Raw genomic sequence first — 15907 nt, 5'->3', positions numbered from 1 at the left:
GGCCCACGGCGAACGCGTGGGCGGCGCTCAGAGTGCGGGAGGTAGCCTGGCAGGCACAATCTCCTCGTCAGAAAGGCGCCGGGTGTCGCACCCGCAACAAGCATGAACGTGAAGCGCATCTTCCGGGGTCCCATCCTCTACGTCGTCCTGGCGATCGTCGCGGTGTGGATCGGCTCCTCGCTGATCACCATGTCCGGCTTCCGGCCGGTCACGACGCAGGAGGGTCTCGACCTCCTGAAGGACGGCAAGGTCGATTCGGCGAAGATCGTGGACGGCGAGCAGCGCGTCGATCTCACGCTCAAGCAGGCCGACGGAGACAACGGCACGCAGGTGCAGTTCTACTACGTGGCCCCTCGCGGCGCGGAGGTCGTCGACGCGGTGTCCGCGGCCGATCTCGGCAGCACCGGCTACAACGACGAGGTCCCGCAGACCAACTGGTTCCTCTCGGCTCTCGGCTTCCTGCTCCCCATCCTGCTGATCGGCGCGTTCTTCTGGCTGATGCTCTCGGGCATGCAGGGCGGCGGCAACCGCGTCATGCAGTTCGGCAAGTCGAAGGCGAAGCTCGTCTCGAAGGAGTCGCCCAAGGTCACGTTCGGCGATGTCGCCGGCGCCGACGAGGCGATCGAGGAGCTGCACGAGATCAAGGAGTTCCTCAAGGAGCCCGCGAAGTTCCAGGCCGTCGGCGCCCGCATCCCGAAGGGCGTCCTGCTCTACGGCCCTCCCGGCACCGGCAAGACCCTGCTGGCGCGCGCGGTCGCGGGCGAGGCGGGCGTCCCCTTCTACTCCATCTCCGGATCGGACTTCGTCGAGATGTTCGTCGGCGTCGGCGCGAGCCGTGTCCGCGACCTGTTCCAGCAGGCGAAGGAGAACTCGCCGGCCATCATCTTCGTCGATGAGATCGACGCCGTCGGCCGCCACCGCGGCGCCGGCATGGGCGGCGGTCACGACGAGCGCGAGCAGACCCTCAACCAGCTGCTGGTCGAGATGGACGGCTTCGACGTCAAGACGAACGTCATCCTGATCGCGGCGACGAACCGCCCCGACATCCTCGACCCCGCGCTGCTGCGTCCGGGCCGCTTCGACCGCCAGATCGGCGTCGACGCCCCCGACCTGCTCGGCCGCAAGCGGATCCTCGAGGTCCACGGCCGCGGCAAGCCGCTCGCCGGCGGAGTCGACCTCGAGGTCGTCGCCCGGAAGACCCCCGGCTTCACCGGCGCCGACCTGGCCAACGTCCTCAACGAGGCCGCGCTGCTCACCGCCCGCTCCAACGCGCAGCTGATCGACAACCGCGCGCTCGACGAGGCCATCGACCGCGTCATCGCGGGGCCGCAGCGCCGCACGCGGGTCATGCGCGACAAGGAGAAGCTGATCACCGCCTACCACGAGGGCGGACACGCTCTGGCGGCGGCGGCGATGCGCCACACCGACCCCGTGACCAAGGTCACGATCCTTCCGCGCGGTCGCGCCCTCGGCTACACGATGGTGCTCCCGCTGGAGGACAAGTACTCCACGACCCGCAACGAGCTCCTCGACCAGCTCACGTACGCGATGGGCGGCCGCGTCGCGGAGGAGATCGTCTTCCACGACCCCACGACCGGAGCGTCGAACGACATCGAGAAGGCGACCTCCATCGCGCGCAAGATGGTCACCGACTACGGCATGTCCGCGAACGTCGGAGCGGTCAAGCTCGGCCAGTCGTCGGGCGAGATGTTCCTCGGCCGCGACATGGGCCACCAGCGCGACTACTCCGAGCAGATCGCCGAGACGGTCGATGCCGAGACGCGCCAGCTCATCGAGCAGGCGCACGACGAGGCGTGGCAGGTCATCAACGACAACCGCGACATCCTCGACCGCCTCGCGATGGAGCTGCTCGAGAAGGAGACGCTCGACCACGACCAGCTGGCCGAGATCTTCAAGGACGTCCGCCGCATCGACGAGCGCCCGCAGTGGCTCTCGAGCGACAAGCGCCCCCTGTCCGACCTGCCGCCCATCGCGGTCCCTGTCGCCAAGGCGCCGATCGACTCGGGTGCGACCGACGGGGGAGTCTCCTCCGCCGGTGCCGACGAGGTCGCGCCGAAGCGCCCGCCGCTGATCAACCCGCGCCCCGCGACGGCGTAGCGCGCGCGTGCCCGTCGACAAGGCGCGCATCGAGGCGGCCGTCGCCGAGATCCTCGCGGCCATCGGGGACGACCCGGGCCGCGAGGGACTCCTCGACACGCCGCGGCGGTTCGCCGAGGCGTACGAGGAGTTCTTCGGCGGTTTCGACGACGACGCCGCGGCCCAGCTGACCGAGACGTTCGCGGTGGTGGAGGGCGGCCAGGAGTCGCCGCTCGACCAGACGGTGATCGTGCGCGGCCTCGCCTTCCGCTCCGTCTGCGAGCACCACCTCCTGCCGTTCCTCGGCGTCGCGCACATCGCCTACCGGCCGCGCGAGCGGGTCGTCGGCCTCGGCCGGCTGCCGCGTGTGGTCGAGACGGTCGCGTCGCGACCGCAGATCCAGGAGCGGATGACCGAGCAGATCGCCGACGCGCTCGAGCAGGGCCTCGCTCCCGAGGGAGTGCTCGTCGTGGTCGACGCCGAGCACGGCTGCGTGCGGATGCGCGGGCCGCGCCAGACCGCGAGCTCGACCGTGACGGTCGCCGCCCGCGGCTCCCTCGCCGACCCGGCCGCCCGCGCCGAGATCATCGCGCTGATCGGCGCCGCGCGGGGGGAGTGACGTGGCCACCACCGTCGCCGACCTCACGCCGACAGGCCGCGCCGCGCTCCTCGGGATCCTCAACGTCACTCCGGACTCGTTCAGCGACGGCGGCCGCTGGCTGTCCGTCGACGACGCCGTCCGCCACGGCCTCGACCTGACCCGGCCCGCCGGGGACGGACCCGCCGCGTTCGGCGCGGACCTGGTCGACGTCGGCGGCGAGAGCACCCGTCCCGATGCGGCGCGCGTCGACTCCGCCGCCGAGCAGGGCCGCGTGCTGCCCGTCGTCCGCGCCCTCGCCGCGGAGGGGGTGCGCGTCAGCATCGACACGATGAGCGCCGCCACGGCCGAGGCCGCCCTGGATGCCGGCGCCGTCGTCGTCAACGACGTCTCCGGCGGCCTCGCCGATCCGCGGATGCTCGCGCTCGTCGCCGAGCGCGGCGCCGTCTACATCGCGATGCACTGGCGCGGGCACAGCGCGGGCATGACCGCTCTCGCCTCCTACGGCAACGTGGTGGCGGACGTCCGCGGCGAGCTCGAGCGCCGCGTCGACGCCGCCCGTGAGGCCGGGATCCGGGATGACCGCCTCCTGCTCGACCCCGGCCTCGGCTTCGCGAAGGTCGGCGCGCACGACTGGGCGCTGCTGGCCGGGCTCGACGCGATCGTCTCGCTGGGCTTCCCGGTCCTGGTCGGCCACTCGCGCAAGCGGTTCCTCGCTCCGTTCGCCCCCGCCGGCGCCCCGGCCGCCGAGCGCGACGAGGTCTCCGCCATGCTGAGCCTCATCGCCGCCGAGCACGGCGCCTGGGGCGTCCGGGTCCACGACGTCCGCTCGTCCGCCCGTGCCCTGGCCCTCGCCGCCCGACTCCAGGAGGAGACCCCGTGACCGCGATCGACCCCGCCGCCCTCGCCGTGCGCGACTCCATCACCCTCACCGGGCTGCGCGTGCGCGCGCACCACGGCGTCTTCGACTTCGAGCGCGAGAACGGACAGGACTTCGTGATCGACGCGACGGTCTGGCTCGACACCGCGCCGGCGGCCGAGGGCGACGCGCTGGCCGAGACGGTGCACTACGGCGAGCTCGCGATCGCCCTGGCCGACGCGGTGACCCGCGACCCGGTCGACCTCATCGAGACCCTGGCCGAGCGCCTCGCCCGGGTCGCCCTGGGCTTCGCCGCCGCCGACGTCGTCCGCATCACCGTCCACAAGCCGGACGCGCCGATTCCGCTGCCGTTCGAGGACGTCGCCGTGCAGATCACGAGGACCCGCTCGTGAGGCCGCGGCAGGAGCGCGTCCGCCCGGTGCGCCACGTCGTGCTCGCGCTCGGCAGCAACCTCGGCGACCGCCTGGCGCACCTCGAGGAGGCGCTGCGGGCCCTCGCCACGACGCCGGGCCTGCGCATCGAGGCGGTGTCCAAGGTCGTCGAGTCGCCCGCGTGGAAGCCCGAGGGCGTCGACGAGGACGCGCCCGGGTACCTCAACGCGGTCGTGACCGGCTCGACCGTCCTCGAGCCCGACGACCTGCTCGCGGCGACGGCGGCGATCGAATCGGCCGGCGGCCGGATCCGCGGCGAGGGCGAGGAGCGCTGGGGCGACCGGACCCTCGACATCGACGTGATCGCGGTCGGCGGCGTGCTCCGCGACGACCCGTACCTGACCCTCCCGCACCCGCGGGCGGCCGAGCGGGCCTTCGTGCTCGAGCCCTGGCTCGACGCCGAGCCGGCGGCGGTCCTTCCCGGAGCCGGACCCGTGGCCGAGCTGCGCGCACGGGCGACCGACCGCGTGACCGACCACCCGGCCGGGCTGACCTGGCCGGGGCGCGACTCCGCCCGCGGCAGCACCGCCGACCCCGAGAGCAGGACCCCGTGAGGCGCACCCGCATCAGCACCCTGCTCGGACTCGGCCTCGCCGGGGCCGTCGCGGGGTTCCTCCTCGACCTCGCGATCGCCGCCGCCGGCCGCCCCGTGCTCATCCCGCCGCTGACGGTTCCGCTGACCCTGATCGTGGTCGCCGCCCTCGTGCTCGGCTTCGCCGTGCCGATCCACCGCGCCACGAAGGGCACGCTGCGCCGGGCCATCGATCCGTTCCGGGCGATGCGCGTCGTGGTGCTGGCGAAGGCGTCCAGCCACGTCGGTGCTCTGCTGCTCGGAGCCTCCGGCGGCATCCTGGTGTACCTGCTGAGCCGTGCGATCCCTTCGCTAGGCTCCGTGTGGCAGGACGTCGCGACCATCGTGGGTGCGCTCGTCCTGCTGGTGGCCGGCCTGGTCGCCGAGCACCTGTGCACCATCCCGCCGAGCGACGACGACGACAGCGCCGTCGGCGAGGTGAACCACGCCTGACGCCGACGCCCGGATCGCCGCGGGCAGTGAGGACGACGCCATGCCCGCCGAGCCCGAGGACGCGTCGCCGACGACCCGCCGCGACGCGAGGGGACGCCGGCGGGACCGCCTCGACATCACGGGGGAGTGGCGCCGCGTCTCGCCCCGGTACGTCGCGGTCGAGATCGTGTCGGCCGTCGTGTCGAGCGTGCTGCTGCTCGCCGTGCCCGTGGTGCTGATGCTGATCGGCCTGCCGTGGGGCTGGATCCCGCTGGCCGCCGCGGCCGCTCTCGCGGTGACCCTCCTGATCGTGGCTCCGCGCCGTGCGCGCGCCTACGGCTACCTCCTGCGCCAGGACGACCTCCTCTTCCGCCGCGGCATCATGTTCCAGCGCTTCGTGTCGGTGCCGTACGGGCGGATGCAGCTCATCGACGTCAACCGCGGGCCGCTCGCCCGGGCGCTCGGCCTCGCCGACCTCCGCTTCGTCACCGCCGCCGCGGCTACCGGCGTCAGCATCCCGGGCCTGGCCGAGCAGGACGCGGAGGAGCTCCGCGACCGCCTGGTCGAGCTCGCCGAGTCGCGCCGGGCCGGCCTGTGACCGAGCTCCGCGCCGTCGAGACGGACCTGGCCGACGGGGAGTGGCACCGCCTCCATCCCGCGACCCCGGTCCTCAAGGGCGGGATCGGCCTGCTGGTCGTCCTCGGCATCGTGATCACGAACCTCCGCGAGCGCCTGGTCGAGCTGTTCCTGCCCGGGCCGGAGGGCTTCGAGAGCGGCGATCCGGTCGACGAGCTGCTGCGCCGCGGCCTCGTCGGCTGGGCGCTGCTGGCGGTCGCGGTGGGCCTGGCGGTCGCCGTCTTCGCGTTCTGGCTGTCCTGGCGGATGCACACCTTCCGCATCACCGACGAGGTCGTCGAGGTGCGCTCCGGCGTGCTCTTCCGGACCAACCGGCGGGCGCGGCTGGACCGCATCCAGGGCATCGCGGTGCAGCGTCCGCTGTTCGCCCGGCTGTTCGGGGCCGCGAAGCTCGAGGTGAGCGTGGCCGGGCAGGACGCGAACGTCCAGCTGTCGTACCTCGGCTCGCGGCTGGTGGACGCCCTGCGCCGCGACATCCTGCGGCTCGCGTCCGGGGTGCGCGAGCGGGAGGCGACGGTCGACGGTGCGGCTCCGGCGGGCGGGTTTCTGGCGCGCCGGCTGGAGGAGTTCGGCGAGCCTCAGGACGAGACGCCGCCCGAGTCGGTCGTCTCGATCCCGCCGGGCCGGCTCCTCGGCTCGCTCGTCTTCAGCGGCTTCACGCTGTTCCTGGCCGTCTCGGTCGTCGCCGTGGTGTTCGTCGCCGTCTACGGCTCGCCCTACGTGCTCTTCGCGATCCTGCCGGGCCTGATCGGCTCGGGCAGCTACTACGTCCGCCAGTTCGTGCGCTCGCTCCGGTACTCGATCGCCGCGACGCCCGACGGAGTGCGGGTCGGCTACGGCGTGCTCTCGACCAGCAGCGACACGATCCCGCCCGGCCGGATCCACGCCGTCGAGATCACGCAGCCGCTGCTCTGGCGCCCCTTCGGCTGGTGGCAGGTGCGGATCGACCGCGCCGGCCACGCGGCCTCCCGCGGGGCGAACGGCGAGCCGAACACCACGATCCTGCCCGTGGGCGACCTCGCCGCGGTCGAGCGCGTCCTCGCCCTCCTGCTGCCCGGACCTGCCGAGGGAGCGGAGTCGACGCCCGTCGGAGACGCGCTCCGGCACCGCGACGCGGCCGGCTTCACCCGGGCGCCGCGCTCGGCGGTGTGGCTCCGCCCCTTCTCGTTCCGGAGGACCGGGTACCGGCTGACGGACGAGGTCGCGATCCTGCGCAGCGGAGCGGTCTGGCGGCGGGTCGCCGTGGTGCCCCTGGCGCGGATGCAGAGCGTCGGGGTCCAGCAGGGACCGCTCCAGCGCCTGCTCGGGCTGGCCTCGGCGCGCGTGCACACAGTGGCCGGCCCCGTCACTCCGCTCGTGCCGGTGATGAGCGCAGCCGACGGACTCGCCTTCTTCGAGAGCCTCGCGACGGCCGGAGTGCGGGCCGCCGACCGCGACGCGAGCCACCAGTGGGGGCGGCGGGCGGCCGCACCCGCCCTGCCCGACTGGCCCGCTCCGGAGGGGGAACCGCATGCCTGAGAACCGCCGCGACGGACGCCTGGGCGTCGGCGTGATCGGTGCCGGACGCGTGGGCCCGGTGCTCGGTGCCGCGCTCGCCGGGGCCGGCCACGCCGTGATCGGTATCGCCACCACCAGCGAGAGCGGCCGCGAGCGCGCCGACGCGCTGCTCCCCGGAGTCCCCGTGCTCGCGATCCCCGAGCTCATCGAGCGCAGCGAGCTGGTGATCGTCGCCGTCCCCGGGAGCGAGATCGCCGCCCTGGTCGCGGGTCTCGCCGCGACCGGAGCGTGGCAGCCCGGCCAGCTGGTGCTGCACACGGCACCCGAGCACGGCTACGGGGTGCTCGCGCCGGCGCTCGCCTCCGGGGTCATCCCCCTGGCAGTCCACCCGGCGATGGCCTTCGGCGGCACCAGCCTCGACCTGGCGCGCCTCGCCGAGACCTACTTCGCCGTGTCGGCGCCGGGCCCGGTGCTGCCGATCGCGCAGGCGCTGGTGGTCGAGATGGGCGGGGAGCCGGTGACCGTGGCGGAGTCGGACCGCGCCGCCTACGCGGAGGCCGTCTCGACCGCCACGACCTTCTCGACCGCGATCGTCGACCAGGCGGCGGGCCTGCTGGCGGGCATCGGCGTCGAGAAGCCGGGCTTCTTCCTCTCCAGCCTCGTCCGCTCCTCCGTCGACGACGCCCTGCGCCGCGCGGCGGGCTGACGCGCGGTGCCGCTCGTGACGCCGCTCCCCGGGTGGGACGCCGCTCGGGAGGCGGTGCCTCGCGGAGGAGCACGGCGTCCCGGTGCCGAGGGCCCCGGCGGCCGCGGGACCGCCGGTAGCATCGTCGGGTGATCAGCACCGTCCACCGCATCGGCGACCTCCGCGAGCGGCTGCAGGAGGCGCGGCGGGCCGGTCGGCGCATCGCGCTCGTGCCGACGATGGGCGCCCTGCACGCCGGGCACCTCGCCCTCGTCGAGCGGGCGCGCGAGCTGGCCGACGTCGTCGTCGTGTCGGTGTTCGTCAATCCGCTGCAGTTCGGTCCGACCGAGGACCTGGACCGCTACCCGCGCGACCTCGAGGGCGACACCGCCCTGCTCGACGCGGCCGGGGCCGACCTCCTCTTCGCTCCGGGAGTCGCCGAGATGTACCCCGACGGGCCGTCCTCCACGAGGGTCGTCGCGGGCGAGGTCGGCGGCCTCTACGAGGGGCGCGCGCGGCCGGGCCACTTCGACGGGATGCTCACCGTCGTCGCCAAGCTCCTGAGCATCGCGCAGCCGGACGTCGCGGTCTTCGGGCAGAAGGACGCCCAGCAGCTGTTCCTCGTGCGCCGCATGGTCCGCGACCTCGACCTGCCCGTCGCGATCGAGGGCGTCGGCATCGTGCGGGAGGAGGACGGGCTCGCCCGCTCCAGCCGCAACCGCTACCTCGACAAGGACCAGCGCCACGCGGGCCTCGTGCTCCCGCGCCTCCTCGCGGCCGCCACGGGAGCCGCGGACCGCGGTGCCGCCGCGGCGATCGAGGCCGCCGAGGCCGTCGCGCACGCCGAGCCGCTCGTTAAGCTGGACTACCTCGTCGTCGTGGATCCCGCGACGCTCCTCCCGGTCGACGCCGACCACCGCGGCCCGGCACTCGTGCTCGTCGCCGCGATCGTCGGCACCACCCGCCTCCTCGACAACGCCCCGATCCTGCTCGCCTGATCGCGGCCGTCCGCCCCGAACCGAAAGCACCGCGACCCCTCATGGCCGACACCCCTGACGCCCCCGAGACCACGACCCCCGCCGCCGAGCAGTCCGACGCCGAGCAGGCCGCCGCCGAGCGGGCCGCGCAGCAGGAGGCCTCCGAGCAGAAGGCCGTCCGCCTCGCCAAGCGCGAGCGCCTGCTCGAGCTCGCAGGCGACGACCTCGGCGCCGGCGCCTACCCCGTCGCGGTCGGAGTCACCGACACCATCGCGGCCGTCCGGGCGCGCCACGAGGGCATCGAGCCGGACATGAAGACCGGCGAGCGCGTCGGCCTCGCGGGCCGCGTGGTGTTCCAGCGCAACACGGGCAAGCTCTGCTTCGCGACGCTGCAGGCCGGCGACGGCGAGCGGATCCAGGCCATGGTCTCGCTCGGCGACGTGGGCGAGGAGTCGCTCGCGGCGTGGAAGGAGCTCGTCGACCTGGGCGACCACCTCTTCGTCGAGGGCGAGGTCGTCTCGAGCAAGCGCGGCGAGCTGAGCGTGTGGGTGTCGGAGTGGACGATCGCCGCGAAGGCGATCCTGCCGCTGCCGAACCTGCACAACGAGCTCGGCGACGAGACCCGGATGCGCCAGCGCTACCTCGACCTGATCGTGCGCCCCCAGGCCCGCGAGACGGTCGTCACCCGCGCCCGCGTGAACGCCTCCCTCCGCGACACCTTCGCCTCGCACGAGTTCCTCGAGGTCGAGACCCCGATGCTGCAGGTGATGCACGGCGGCGCCTCCGCCCGCCCCTTCGCCACGCACTCGAACGCGTTCGACACCGAGCTGTACCTGCGCATCGCGCCCGAGCTCTACCTCAAGCGGGCGGTCGTCGGCGGCATCGACCGGGTCTTCGAGATCAACCGCAACTTCCGCAACGAGGGCGCCGACTCCACCCACTCGCCCGAGTTCGCGATGCTCGAGGCCTACCAGGCGTACGGCGACTACAACTCGATCGCCGACCTCACCCAGGAGCTGATCCAGAACGCGGCGCAGGCCGTCGCGGGCTCGCACGTGGTCACCTGGGCCGACGGCACCGAGTTCGACCTCGGCGGCCGGTGGGACCGCATCTCGATGTACGAGAGCCTGTCGCTCGCGGCCGGCATCGCGATCACGCCGGAGACGGAGCTCGCCGAGCTCGAGACCCTCGCCGCGCGCGAGGGCGTCGAGGTGCACGTCCCCACGCACGGCAAGTACGTCGAGGAGCTGTGGGAGCACTTCGTGAAGGGCGGCCTGACGCGTCCGACCTTCGTGATGGACTTCCCCGTCGACACCTCGCCGCTCGTGCGCGCGCACCGCAGCATCCCGGGCGTCGTCGAGAAGTGGGACCTCTACGTCCGCGGCTTCGAGCTGGCCACCGGCTACTCCGAGCTGATCGACCCGGTCGTGCAGCGCGAGCGCTTCGTCGAGCAGGCCCGCCAGGCCGCCGCCGGCGACGACGAGGCGATGCGCCTGGACGAGGACTTCCTCCGCGCCCTCGAGCACGGCATGCCCCCCACCGGCGGCATGGGCATGGGCATCGACCGCCTCCTGATGGCGATCACCGGCCTCGGGATCCGCGAGACGATCCTGTTCCCGCTCGTCAAGTAGGGTCGCGGGAGCCGAGGGGGAGACATGGTCAGGGCATCGAGCATCGTCGCGGCCGTCGCGGCGGGCGTCCTCACGATCGCGCAGTTCGGAGTGGGGACCGCGGTCGCCGCGAGCGTCCTCACCTCCTCCGGCGACGTCGGCACCGCGCTGGCCGACCGGCGGGCGGCCGAGGCGTTCACGCCCGACCCCACGATCGCCGGCTTCGCGGAGCGGACCGCCATGTCCGACCGCGGCCGCGCCCTCTACTACGCGTCGAGCCCGTCGGTCGAGCCGACCGCCGGCTTCAACGACCTCTGCGGCTACGGCGCCTCCGACGACATCGTCCTCGGCTGCTACACCGGCACCAGCATCTACATCTCGGACGTCGCCAATCCCGACCTCGACGGGATCCGCGACGTCACGGCGGCCCACGAGATGCTGCACGCCGCGTGGGTGCGGCTCGACGCGGAGGAGCAGGCCGAGCTGGGCGACGAGCTCGAGGCCGCGTACGAGACCCTCCCGCAGGACGGCACGATCGCCGAGCGCCTCGAGCTGTACCGCACCGGCGGCCTCGGCGAGCGCGTCAACGAGCTGCACTCGATCCTGGGGACCGAGGTGGCCGACCTGCCGCCGGCGCTCGAGGCGCACTACGCCGAGTTCTTCGACGACCGCTCCGTCGTCGTGGGCCTGAACGCCCGCTACGAGGCGGTCTTCACCGATCTCGAGAACCGCATCGAGGACCTGGTCTCCCGGATCGAGACGATGTACGCCGACCTCACGGCGCGGGTCGACGCGAACAACGCCGAGTACGACGCGCTCAACGTCGAGATCGACGACTTCAACTCGCGCGCCGACAGCGGCGACTTCGGATCGACGGCCGAGTTCGAGACGGAGCGCGCCGATCTGCTCGCCCGCAGCCAGGCCGTCGACGCCACCCGGGCCGCCATCGACGCGGACATCGCCGTGTACGACGGCCTGCGCTCGGAGCTGGAGGGCCTCAACTCCGACGCCGCGGCGTTGAACAAGTCGGTCGAGAGCCAGTAGCGCCCAGCGCCCGCGAAGGCCGCTGGGCGCACGGGCCTCCGGGCTCACGGCTCCCGCGCCGGTGCCGCGGGTAGGATCGCCGCATGGACTGGGAGCTGTGGAACCAGGGGCTGTGGGCCCTCGTGCCGACGATCACGGTCGGAGCCATCTTCTGGTTCGTGATGCGCGCCCTCATCCGCTCGGACCGCAACGAGCGCCGCGCGTACGACCGCATCGAGGCCCGCGAGCGCGAGCGCCGCGGCCTGCCTCCCCGCGACGCCTCCTGACCACCGCCGCCGCGCGGGTGCCTCCCGCGCCCGCTGAGCGGCTCCGCACGACGAACGAGGAGGCGCGGTGCCCGCACCCGACTGGGCCGTGATCCTCCCGATCGCGGCCGTCGTCGTCGAGCTCGTGGTCCGCGTGATCGCCGTGATCGTCGTGCCGCGGAACCGCCGTCCGACCACCGGCCTCGCCTGGCTGATGGCGATCTTCCTGATCCCGTACGTCGGCATCCTGCTGTTCCTCTTCATCGGGAGCTACCGGCTGCCGCGCAAGCGCCGCCGGAAGCAGCAGGAGATCAACCGGTTCATCCTGGAGTCGACCGACGGCATCGACCGCGTCGCCCGGGAGCACCCGTGGCCGCAGTGGCTGGAGTCGGTGGTCACCCTCAACCGCAACCTCGGCGCGATGCCGCTGGTCGGCGGGAACGACGCGCGCCTCCAGGGCGACTACGAGCAGACCATCCGCGCGATGGCCGCCGAGATCGATCGCGCCCGCCGGTACGTGCACTGCGAGTTCTACATCCTCGCCGCCGACTCGACCACCGCGCCCTTCTTCGACGCGCTCGACCGCGCGGTGGCCCGCGGGGTGCGGGTGCGGATCCTCCTCGACCACATCGCGTCTATCCGCGTGCCCGGCTACTACAGCGGCACCCACCGCCGGCTGCGCGCCCTCGAGCGGGCGGGCGCCTCGTGGTCGTACATGCTCCCCGTGCGGCCGTGGCGCGGGCAGTACCAGCGGCCGGACCTGCGCAACCACCGCAAGCTGCTGATCGTCGACGGCAACGCGGCCTTCATGGGCTCGCAGAACGTCGTCGACTCCAGCTACAACAAGCGCGGCAACATCCGTCGCGGCCTGCACTGGCACGACCTGATGGTGCGCCTCGAGGGGCCGGTGGTGCAGGGCATCAACGCCATCTTCATCACCGACTGGTACAGCGAGACCGACGAGCTGCTCCTGCGGGAGTCGGAGCCGATGGAGGCGCTGCAGCAGCGCGACACGATCGACTGCCAGGTGGTGCCGAGCGGGCCGGGGTTCGAGGGCGAGAACAACCTGCGGCTGTTCCTGACGCTGCTCTACTCGGCGCAGAAGTCGATCATCATCACCAGCCCGTACTTCGTGCCAGACGAGGCGATGCTCTACGCGATCACGACGGCGACCCGGCGGGGCGTGCACGTGGAGCTCTTCGTCTCCGAGATCGGCGACCAGGCCGTGGTCTACCACGCCCAGCGCTCGTACTACGAGACGCTGCTGACCGCGGGCGTGCGCATCTGGATGTACCGCAAGCCGACCATCCTGCACGCGAAGCACTTCACGATCGACGACGACGTCGCCGTGATCGGCTCGAGCAACATGGACATGCGCTCCTTCACGCTCAACCTCGAGGTCTCGCTCATGGTGCGCGGCTCGGAGTTCGTCGAGGATCTGCGCCAGGTGCAGCAGGACTACCGCGAGCACTCCCGTGAGCTGACCCTCCGCGAGTGGCGGCAGCAGCCGCTCCGCTCGACCCTGCTCGACAACCTGGCGCGGCTCACCTCGGCGCTGCAGTAGCGCGGCTCCCGTCCGCCCGCAGGTGGAGGAAGCGCGGGACCGATTCGTCGCGCAAGTCCCTGTGCGGGCCGCCGCGCCCCGCGTAGCGTCGGAGCGTCCTCAGCACCATCCGGTTCCGCCTGCCCGGCGCCGGGTTCGAGAAGGGAACGGACATGACGGCATCCCGTACGACGCGCATCCTCATCCTCGGCGGCGGCTACGTCGGCCTGTACACGGCCTGGGGCCTCGAGAAGAGACGGGGGGAGGCGCCGATCGACGTCACCGTCGTCGAGCCGAACCCCTACATGACCTACCAGCCGCTGCTGCCCGAGGTCGCCGGCGGGCACGTCCAGCCGCGCCACGTCACGGTGCCGCTGGTCTCCGCGCTCAAGCGCACCCGCGTGATCCGCGGCGCGATCACCGGCGTGAGCCTCGCCGAGCGCAGCGCCACCGTCGCCGCGATGGACGGCTCCACCCGCACGATCGAGTTCGACCAGGTCGTCTTCGCGCTCGGAGCCGTCACCCGCACGTTCCCCACACCGGGTCTCGCCGAGCACGGCATCGGCTTCAAGACGGTGGAGGAGGCGGCGCACCTGCGCGACCGCGTCATCGAGAACATCGCGAAGGCGGCGCTCACCACCGATCCCGCCGAGCGCCGGCGCCTGCTCACCTTCGTATTCGTCGGCGGCGGCTACACCGGCGTCGAGGCGCTGAGCGAGCTGCTCGACCTCAGCCGCAAGACCCTCGCCGCACAGCCCTCCCTCTCGATGGGCGACGTCACCTGGCACCTCGTCGAGGCGCTGGACCGGGTCGCCCCCGAGGTCGGTCCCGAGCTCTCGAAGTGGACGCTCGACCACCTCCGCTCGCGCGGCGTGCACGTGCACCTGAAGACGACGATGCCCTCCTGCGAGGACGGCGTCGTGGAGCTCTCCTCGGGCGAGCGCATCCCGACGGCCACGATCGTGTGGACCGCCGGCGTGAAGCCGAACCCGATCCTCGACGCGACCGACGCGCCCCGCGGGCCGAAGGGCCACGTCATGGCGGATGCGCGCCTGCGGGTCATCCGCGAGGACGGCGAGCCGGTGGGCGGCGCCTGGGCGGCCGGCGACGGCGCGCAGGTGCCGGACCTCACCAGTGAGAAGCAGCCCGCGTACTACCCGCCGAACGCGCAGAACGCGGTCCGGCAGGCCAAGCTCCTGGCGCGCAACATCATCGCCGACCTCACCGGAGGCACCGTGGAGGAGTACCGCCACGCCTCCGTCGGGACCGTCGCCGAGTACGGCATCGGCAAGGGCGCGGGCCTGATCAAGGGCGTGAAGCTGCGCGGCCTCCCCGCCTGGCTCGCGCACCGCGCCTACCACGGAGCGGCGATGCCGACTCTGGACCGCAAGTGGCGGATCATCACGGGCTGGCTCGTCGACGCCGTCACTCCGCGCGACCTCTCGCCGATGAGCGCGCTGCAGGATCCGCGCCGCGCCTTCCGCGAGACGGCCGAGGCCACCGATCGCGAGGCCGCGGCGAAGGCCGCCGCGAAGAAGGAGCCGGACGCGTCCTGACGCGCCGGTGGGAGCGCGGGAGTCGCGGTGGTCGAGCGGGATCATCGCGACTTCCGCGCTCCCGCGTCGTGGGCCCTGCCTCGGAGCGCCTCGGCCTGACGGTCTCGGCTCAGGCCCGGCGGCGCGGCTTCAGGCGCACGGTCGGCAGCACGGGCGCGGGGAGCGCGCGTCCGCCGTACCCGTCGACGGTGCCGAACGGTCCCGCGGGATCCGCCCCGGCGATCACGTCGGACTGCCAGCGCGCGCGGGCGGCCGCCACGTCGTCGTGGCTGCGGCCGACGAAGTTCCACCACATCACCAGCTCCTCGGCGAACGGCTCGCCGCCGAGCAGCACCACGCGGGCGCCCGCGTCCCCGGCGGTCAGCATCAGGTGCGAGCGGCCGGGCGCCAAGTAGGCGAGGTCCGAGCGCGGGACGTCCGCGCCCTCGACCGCCACCGGGCCGGCGTCGACGAGCACGCCGTACTCCCACGACTCCTCGACCGGCAGCTCGACCCGGGCACCCGGCTCGAGGTCGATCTGCGCGGCGACCAGCGGAGTGAAGGCGCTCGCGGGCACCGACGCGCCGAGCATCCCTCCGACGAAGACGCGCACCAGCGCGCCGGGCAGCTCCACGGGCACGCCGCGGTGGTGCTCGAAGAACGGATCGACGAGCCGCGCCTCCTCGGGCAGCGCGACCCAGAGCTGCACCCCGTGCAGAACGGGCGCGCCCCCGGTCGAGACCTCCGAGTGCGAGATGCCGCGTCCGGCCGTCATCAGGTTGAGCTCGCCCGGGCGCACCACGGCGAGGCTGCCGACGCTGTCGCGGTGCTCGATCTCGCCCTCGAAGAGCCAGCTCACGGTCTGCAGGCCGGTGTGCGGGTGCGGCGGGACGTCCATCCCGGCCTCCTCGCCGAGCCGAACCGGGCCGTAGTGGTCGGCGAAGCACCATGCGCCGATCGTCGAGCGCGAGCGCTGGGGGAGGGTGCGGCGCACCTCGATCGCACGTGGACCGCCGAGCGGGACGAGCCGCGCCGCCAGGATCTCGACCGCGCCGGACTCGCGAGGGACCGGCTCCGCGGCGACGGGGAGCTCGTCGGGATGCTCCTCCAGGTTGCTCATGCGGGA

General features: G+C 73.1%; 16 protein-coding genes. 15 read left to right on the top strand and 1 reads right to left on the bottom strand.

All coding sequences use genetic code 11. The annotated features are described in order from the left end of the window. The first annotated feature begins 102 nt into the window (after positions 1–102). The 15 genes from ftsH (at position 103) to C5C44_RS02710 (ending at position 14802) form a co-directional block, all read left to right on the top strand. A complete protein-coding gene (ftsH, locus tag C5C44_RS02780) occupies positions 103–2118 on the top strand; it encodes an ATP-dependent zinc metalloprotease FtsH (RefSeq protein WP_104224104.1) in 2016 nt (671 codons plus the stop codon). A 7-nt stretch (positions 2119–2125) separates the two neighbouring features. Continuing rightward, positions 2126–2716: a GTP cyclohydrolase I FolE gene (folE, locus tag C5C44_RS02775; RefSeq protein ID WP_104269133.1), complete on the top strand. Its 591-nt coding sequence runs from the start codon at positions 2126–2128 to the stop codon at positions 2714–2716. Between the two features lies 1 nt (position 2717). Next, positions 2718–3578, top strand: coding sequence for a dihydropteroate synthase (gene folP, locus C5C44_RS02770; protein ID WP_104335243.1), 861 nt, complete (start codon positions 2718–2720; stop codon positions 3576–3578). Further along, positions 3575–3967 carry a dihydroneopterin aldolase gene (gene folB, locus C5C44_RS02765; RefSeq protein ID WP_104347803.1) on the top strand — a complete coding sequence of 131 codons (393 nt, stop codon included), beginning with the start codon at positions 3575–3577 and terminating at the stop codon, positions 3965–3967. The genes folP and folB overlap by 4 nt, the downstream gene beginning before the upstream one ends. Then, entirely contained in the window at positions 3964–4560 is a 597-nt protein-coding gene (folK, locus tag C5C44_RS02760; protein ID WP_104335242.1) for a 2-amino-4-hydroxy-6-hydroxymethyldihydropteridine diphosphokinase, read from the top strand. The genes folB and folK overlap by 4 nt, the downstream gene beginning before the upstream one ends. Next, complete coding sequence (locus C5C44_RS02755; RefSeq protein ID WP_104226009.1) at positions 4557–5030, top strand: DUF3180 domain-containing protein; 474 nt, start codon at positions 4557–4559, stop codon at positions 5028–5030. Before folK ends, C5C44_RS02755 begins: the two co-directional genes overlap by 4 nt. A 40-nt stretch (positions 5031–5070) precedes the next feature. Beyond that, the gene (locus tag C5C44_RS02750) at positions 5071–5607 is read left to right on the top strand and encodes a PH domain-containing protein (protein WP_104234302.1); all 537 of its coding nucleotides are present in this window, start codon (positions 5071–5073) and stop codon (positions 5605–5607) included. After that, positions 5604–7163: a PH domain-containing protein gene (locus C5C44_RS02745; RefSeq protein WP_104335241.1), complete on the top strand. Its 1560-nt coding sequence runs from the start codon at positions 5604–5606 to the stop codon at positions 7161–7163. Before C5C44_RS02750 ends, C5C44_RS02745 begins: the two co-directional genes overlap by 4 nt. Continuing rightward, positions 7156–7848, top strand: a complete 693-nt coding sequence (locus C5C44_RS02740; RefSeq protein WP_104335240.1) for a Rossmann-like and DUF2520 domain-containing protein — start codon at positions 7156–7158, stop codon at positions 7846–7848. The genes C5C44_RS02745 and C5C44_RS02740 overlap by 8 nt, the downstream gene beginning before the upstream one ends. Before the next feature lie 128 nt (positions 7849–7976). After that, complete coding sequence (gene panC, locus C5C44_RS02735) at positions 7977–8825, top strand: pantoate--beta-alanine ligase (protein ID WP_104335239.1); 849 nt, start codon at positions 7977–7979, stop codon at positions 8823–8825. Positions 8826–8866: 41 nt separating this feature from the next. Next, positions 8867–10435 (top strand): lysine--tRNA ligase, encoded by a 1569-nt coding sequence (lysS, locus tag C5C44_RS02730; RefSeq protein WP_104335238.1) that lies wholly within the window; start codon positions 8867–8869, stop codon positions 10433–10435. A gap of 24 nt (positions 10436–10459) precedes the next feature. Continuing rightward, positions 10460–11458 (top strand): hypothetical protein, encoded by a 999-nt coding sequence (locus C5C44_RS02725; protein WP_104255539.1) that lies wholly within the window; start codon positions 10460–10462, stop codon positions 11456–11458. Positions 11459–11541: 83 nt separating this feature from the next. After that, entirely contained in the window at positions 11542–11724 is a 183-nt protein-coding gene (locus C5C44_RS02720; RefSeq protein WP_104224094.1) for a hypothetical protein, read from the top strand. A 67-nt stretch (positions 11725–11791) separates the two neighbouring features. After that, the gene (gene cls, locus C5C44_RS02715) at positions 11792–13267 is read left to right on the top strand and encodes a cardiolipin synthase (RefSeq protein WP_104224093.1); all 1476 of its coding nucleotides are present in this window, start codon (positions 11792–11794) and stop codon (positions 13265–13267) included. 152 nt (positions 13268–13419) lie between these two features. Continuing rightward, positions 13420–14802 carry an NAD(P)/FAD-dependent oxidoreductase gene (locus C5C44_RS02710; protein WP_104335237.1) on the top strand — a complete coding sequence of 461 codons (1383 nt, stop codon included), beginning with the start codon at positions 13420–13422 and terminating at the stop codon, positions 14800–14802. A 109-nt stretch (positions 14803–14911) separates the two neighbouring features. Here C5C44_RS02710 and C5C44_RS02705 read toward each other — a convergent pair whose 3' ends face one another. After that, positions 14912–15901: a pirin family protein gene (locus C5C44_RS02705; protein WP_104335236.1), complete on the bottom strand. Its 990-nt coding sequence runs from the start codon at positions 15899–15901 to the stop codon at positions 14912–14914. Positions 15902–15907 lie beyond the last annotated feature (6 nt).

Source organism: Rathayibacter sp. AY1F6 (genome assembly GCF_002932035.1).
Taxonomy (GTDB): domain Bacteria; phylum Actinomycetota; class Actinomycetes; order Actinomycetales; family Microbacteriaceae; genus Rathayibacter.
Note: the sequence above shows the minus strand (reverse complement) of the source record. Positions and strands in the feature narration are given on the sequence as shown.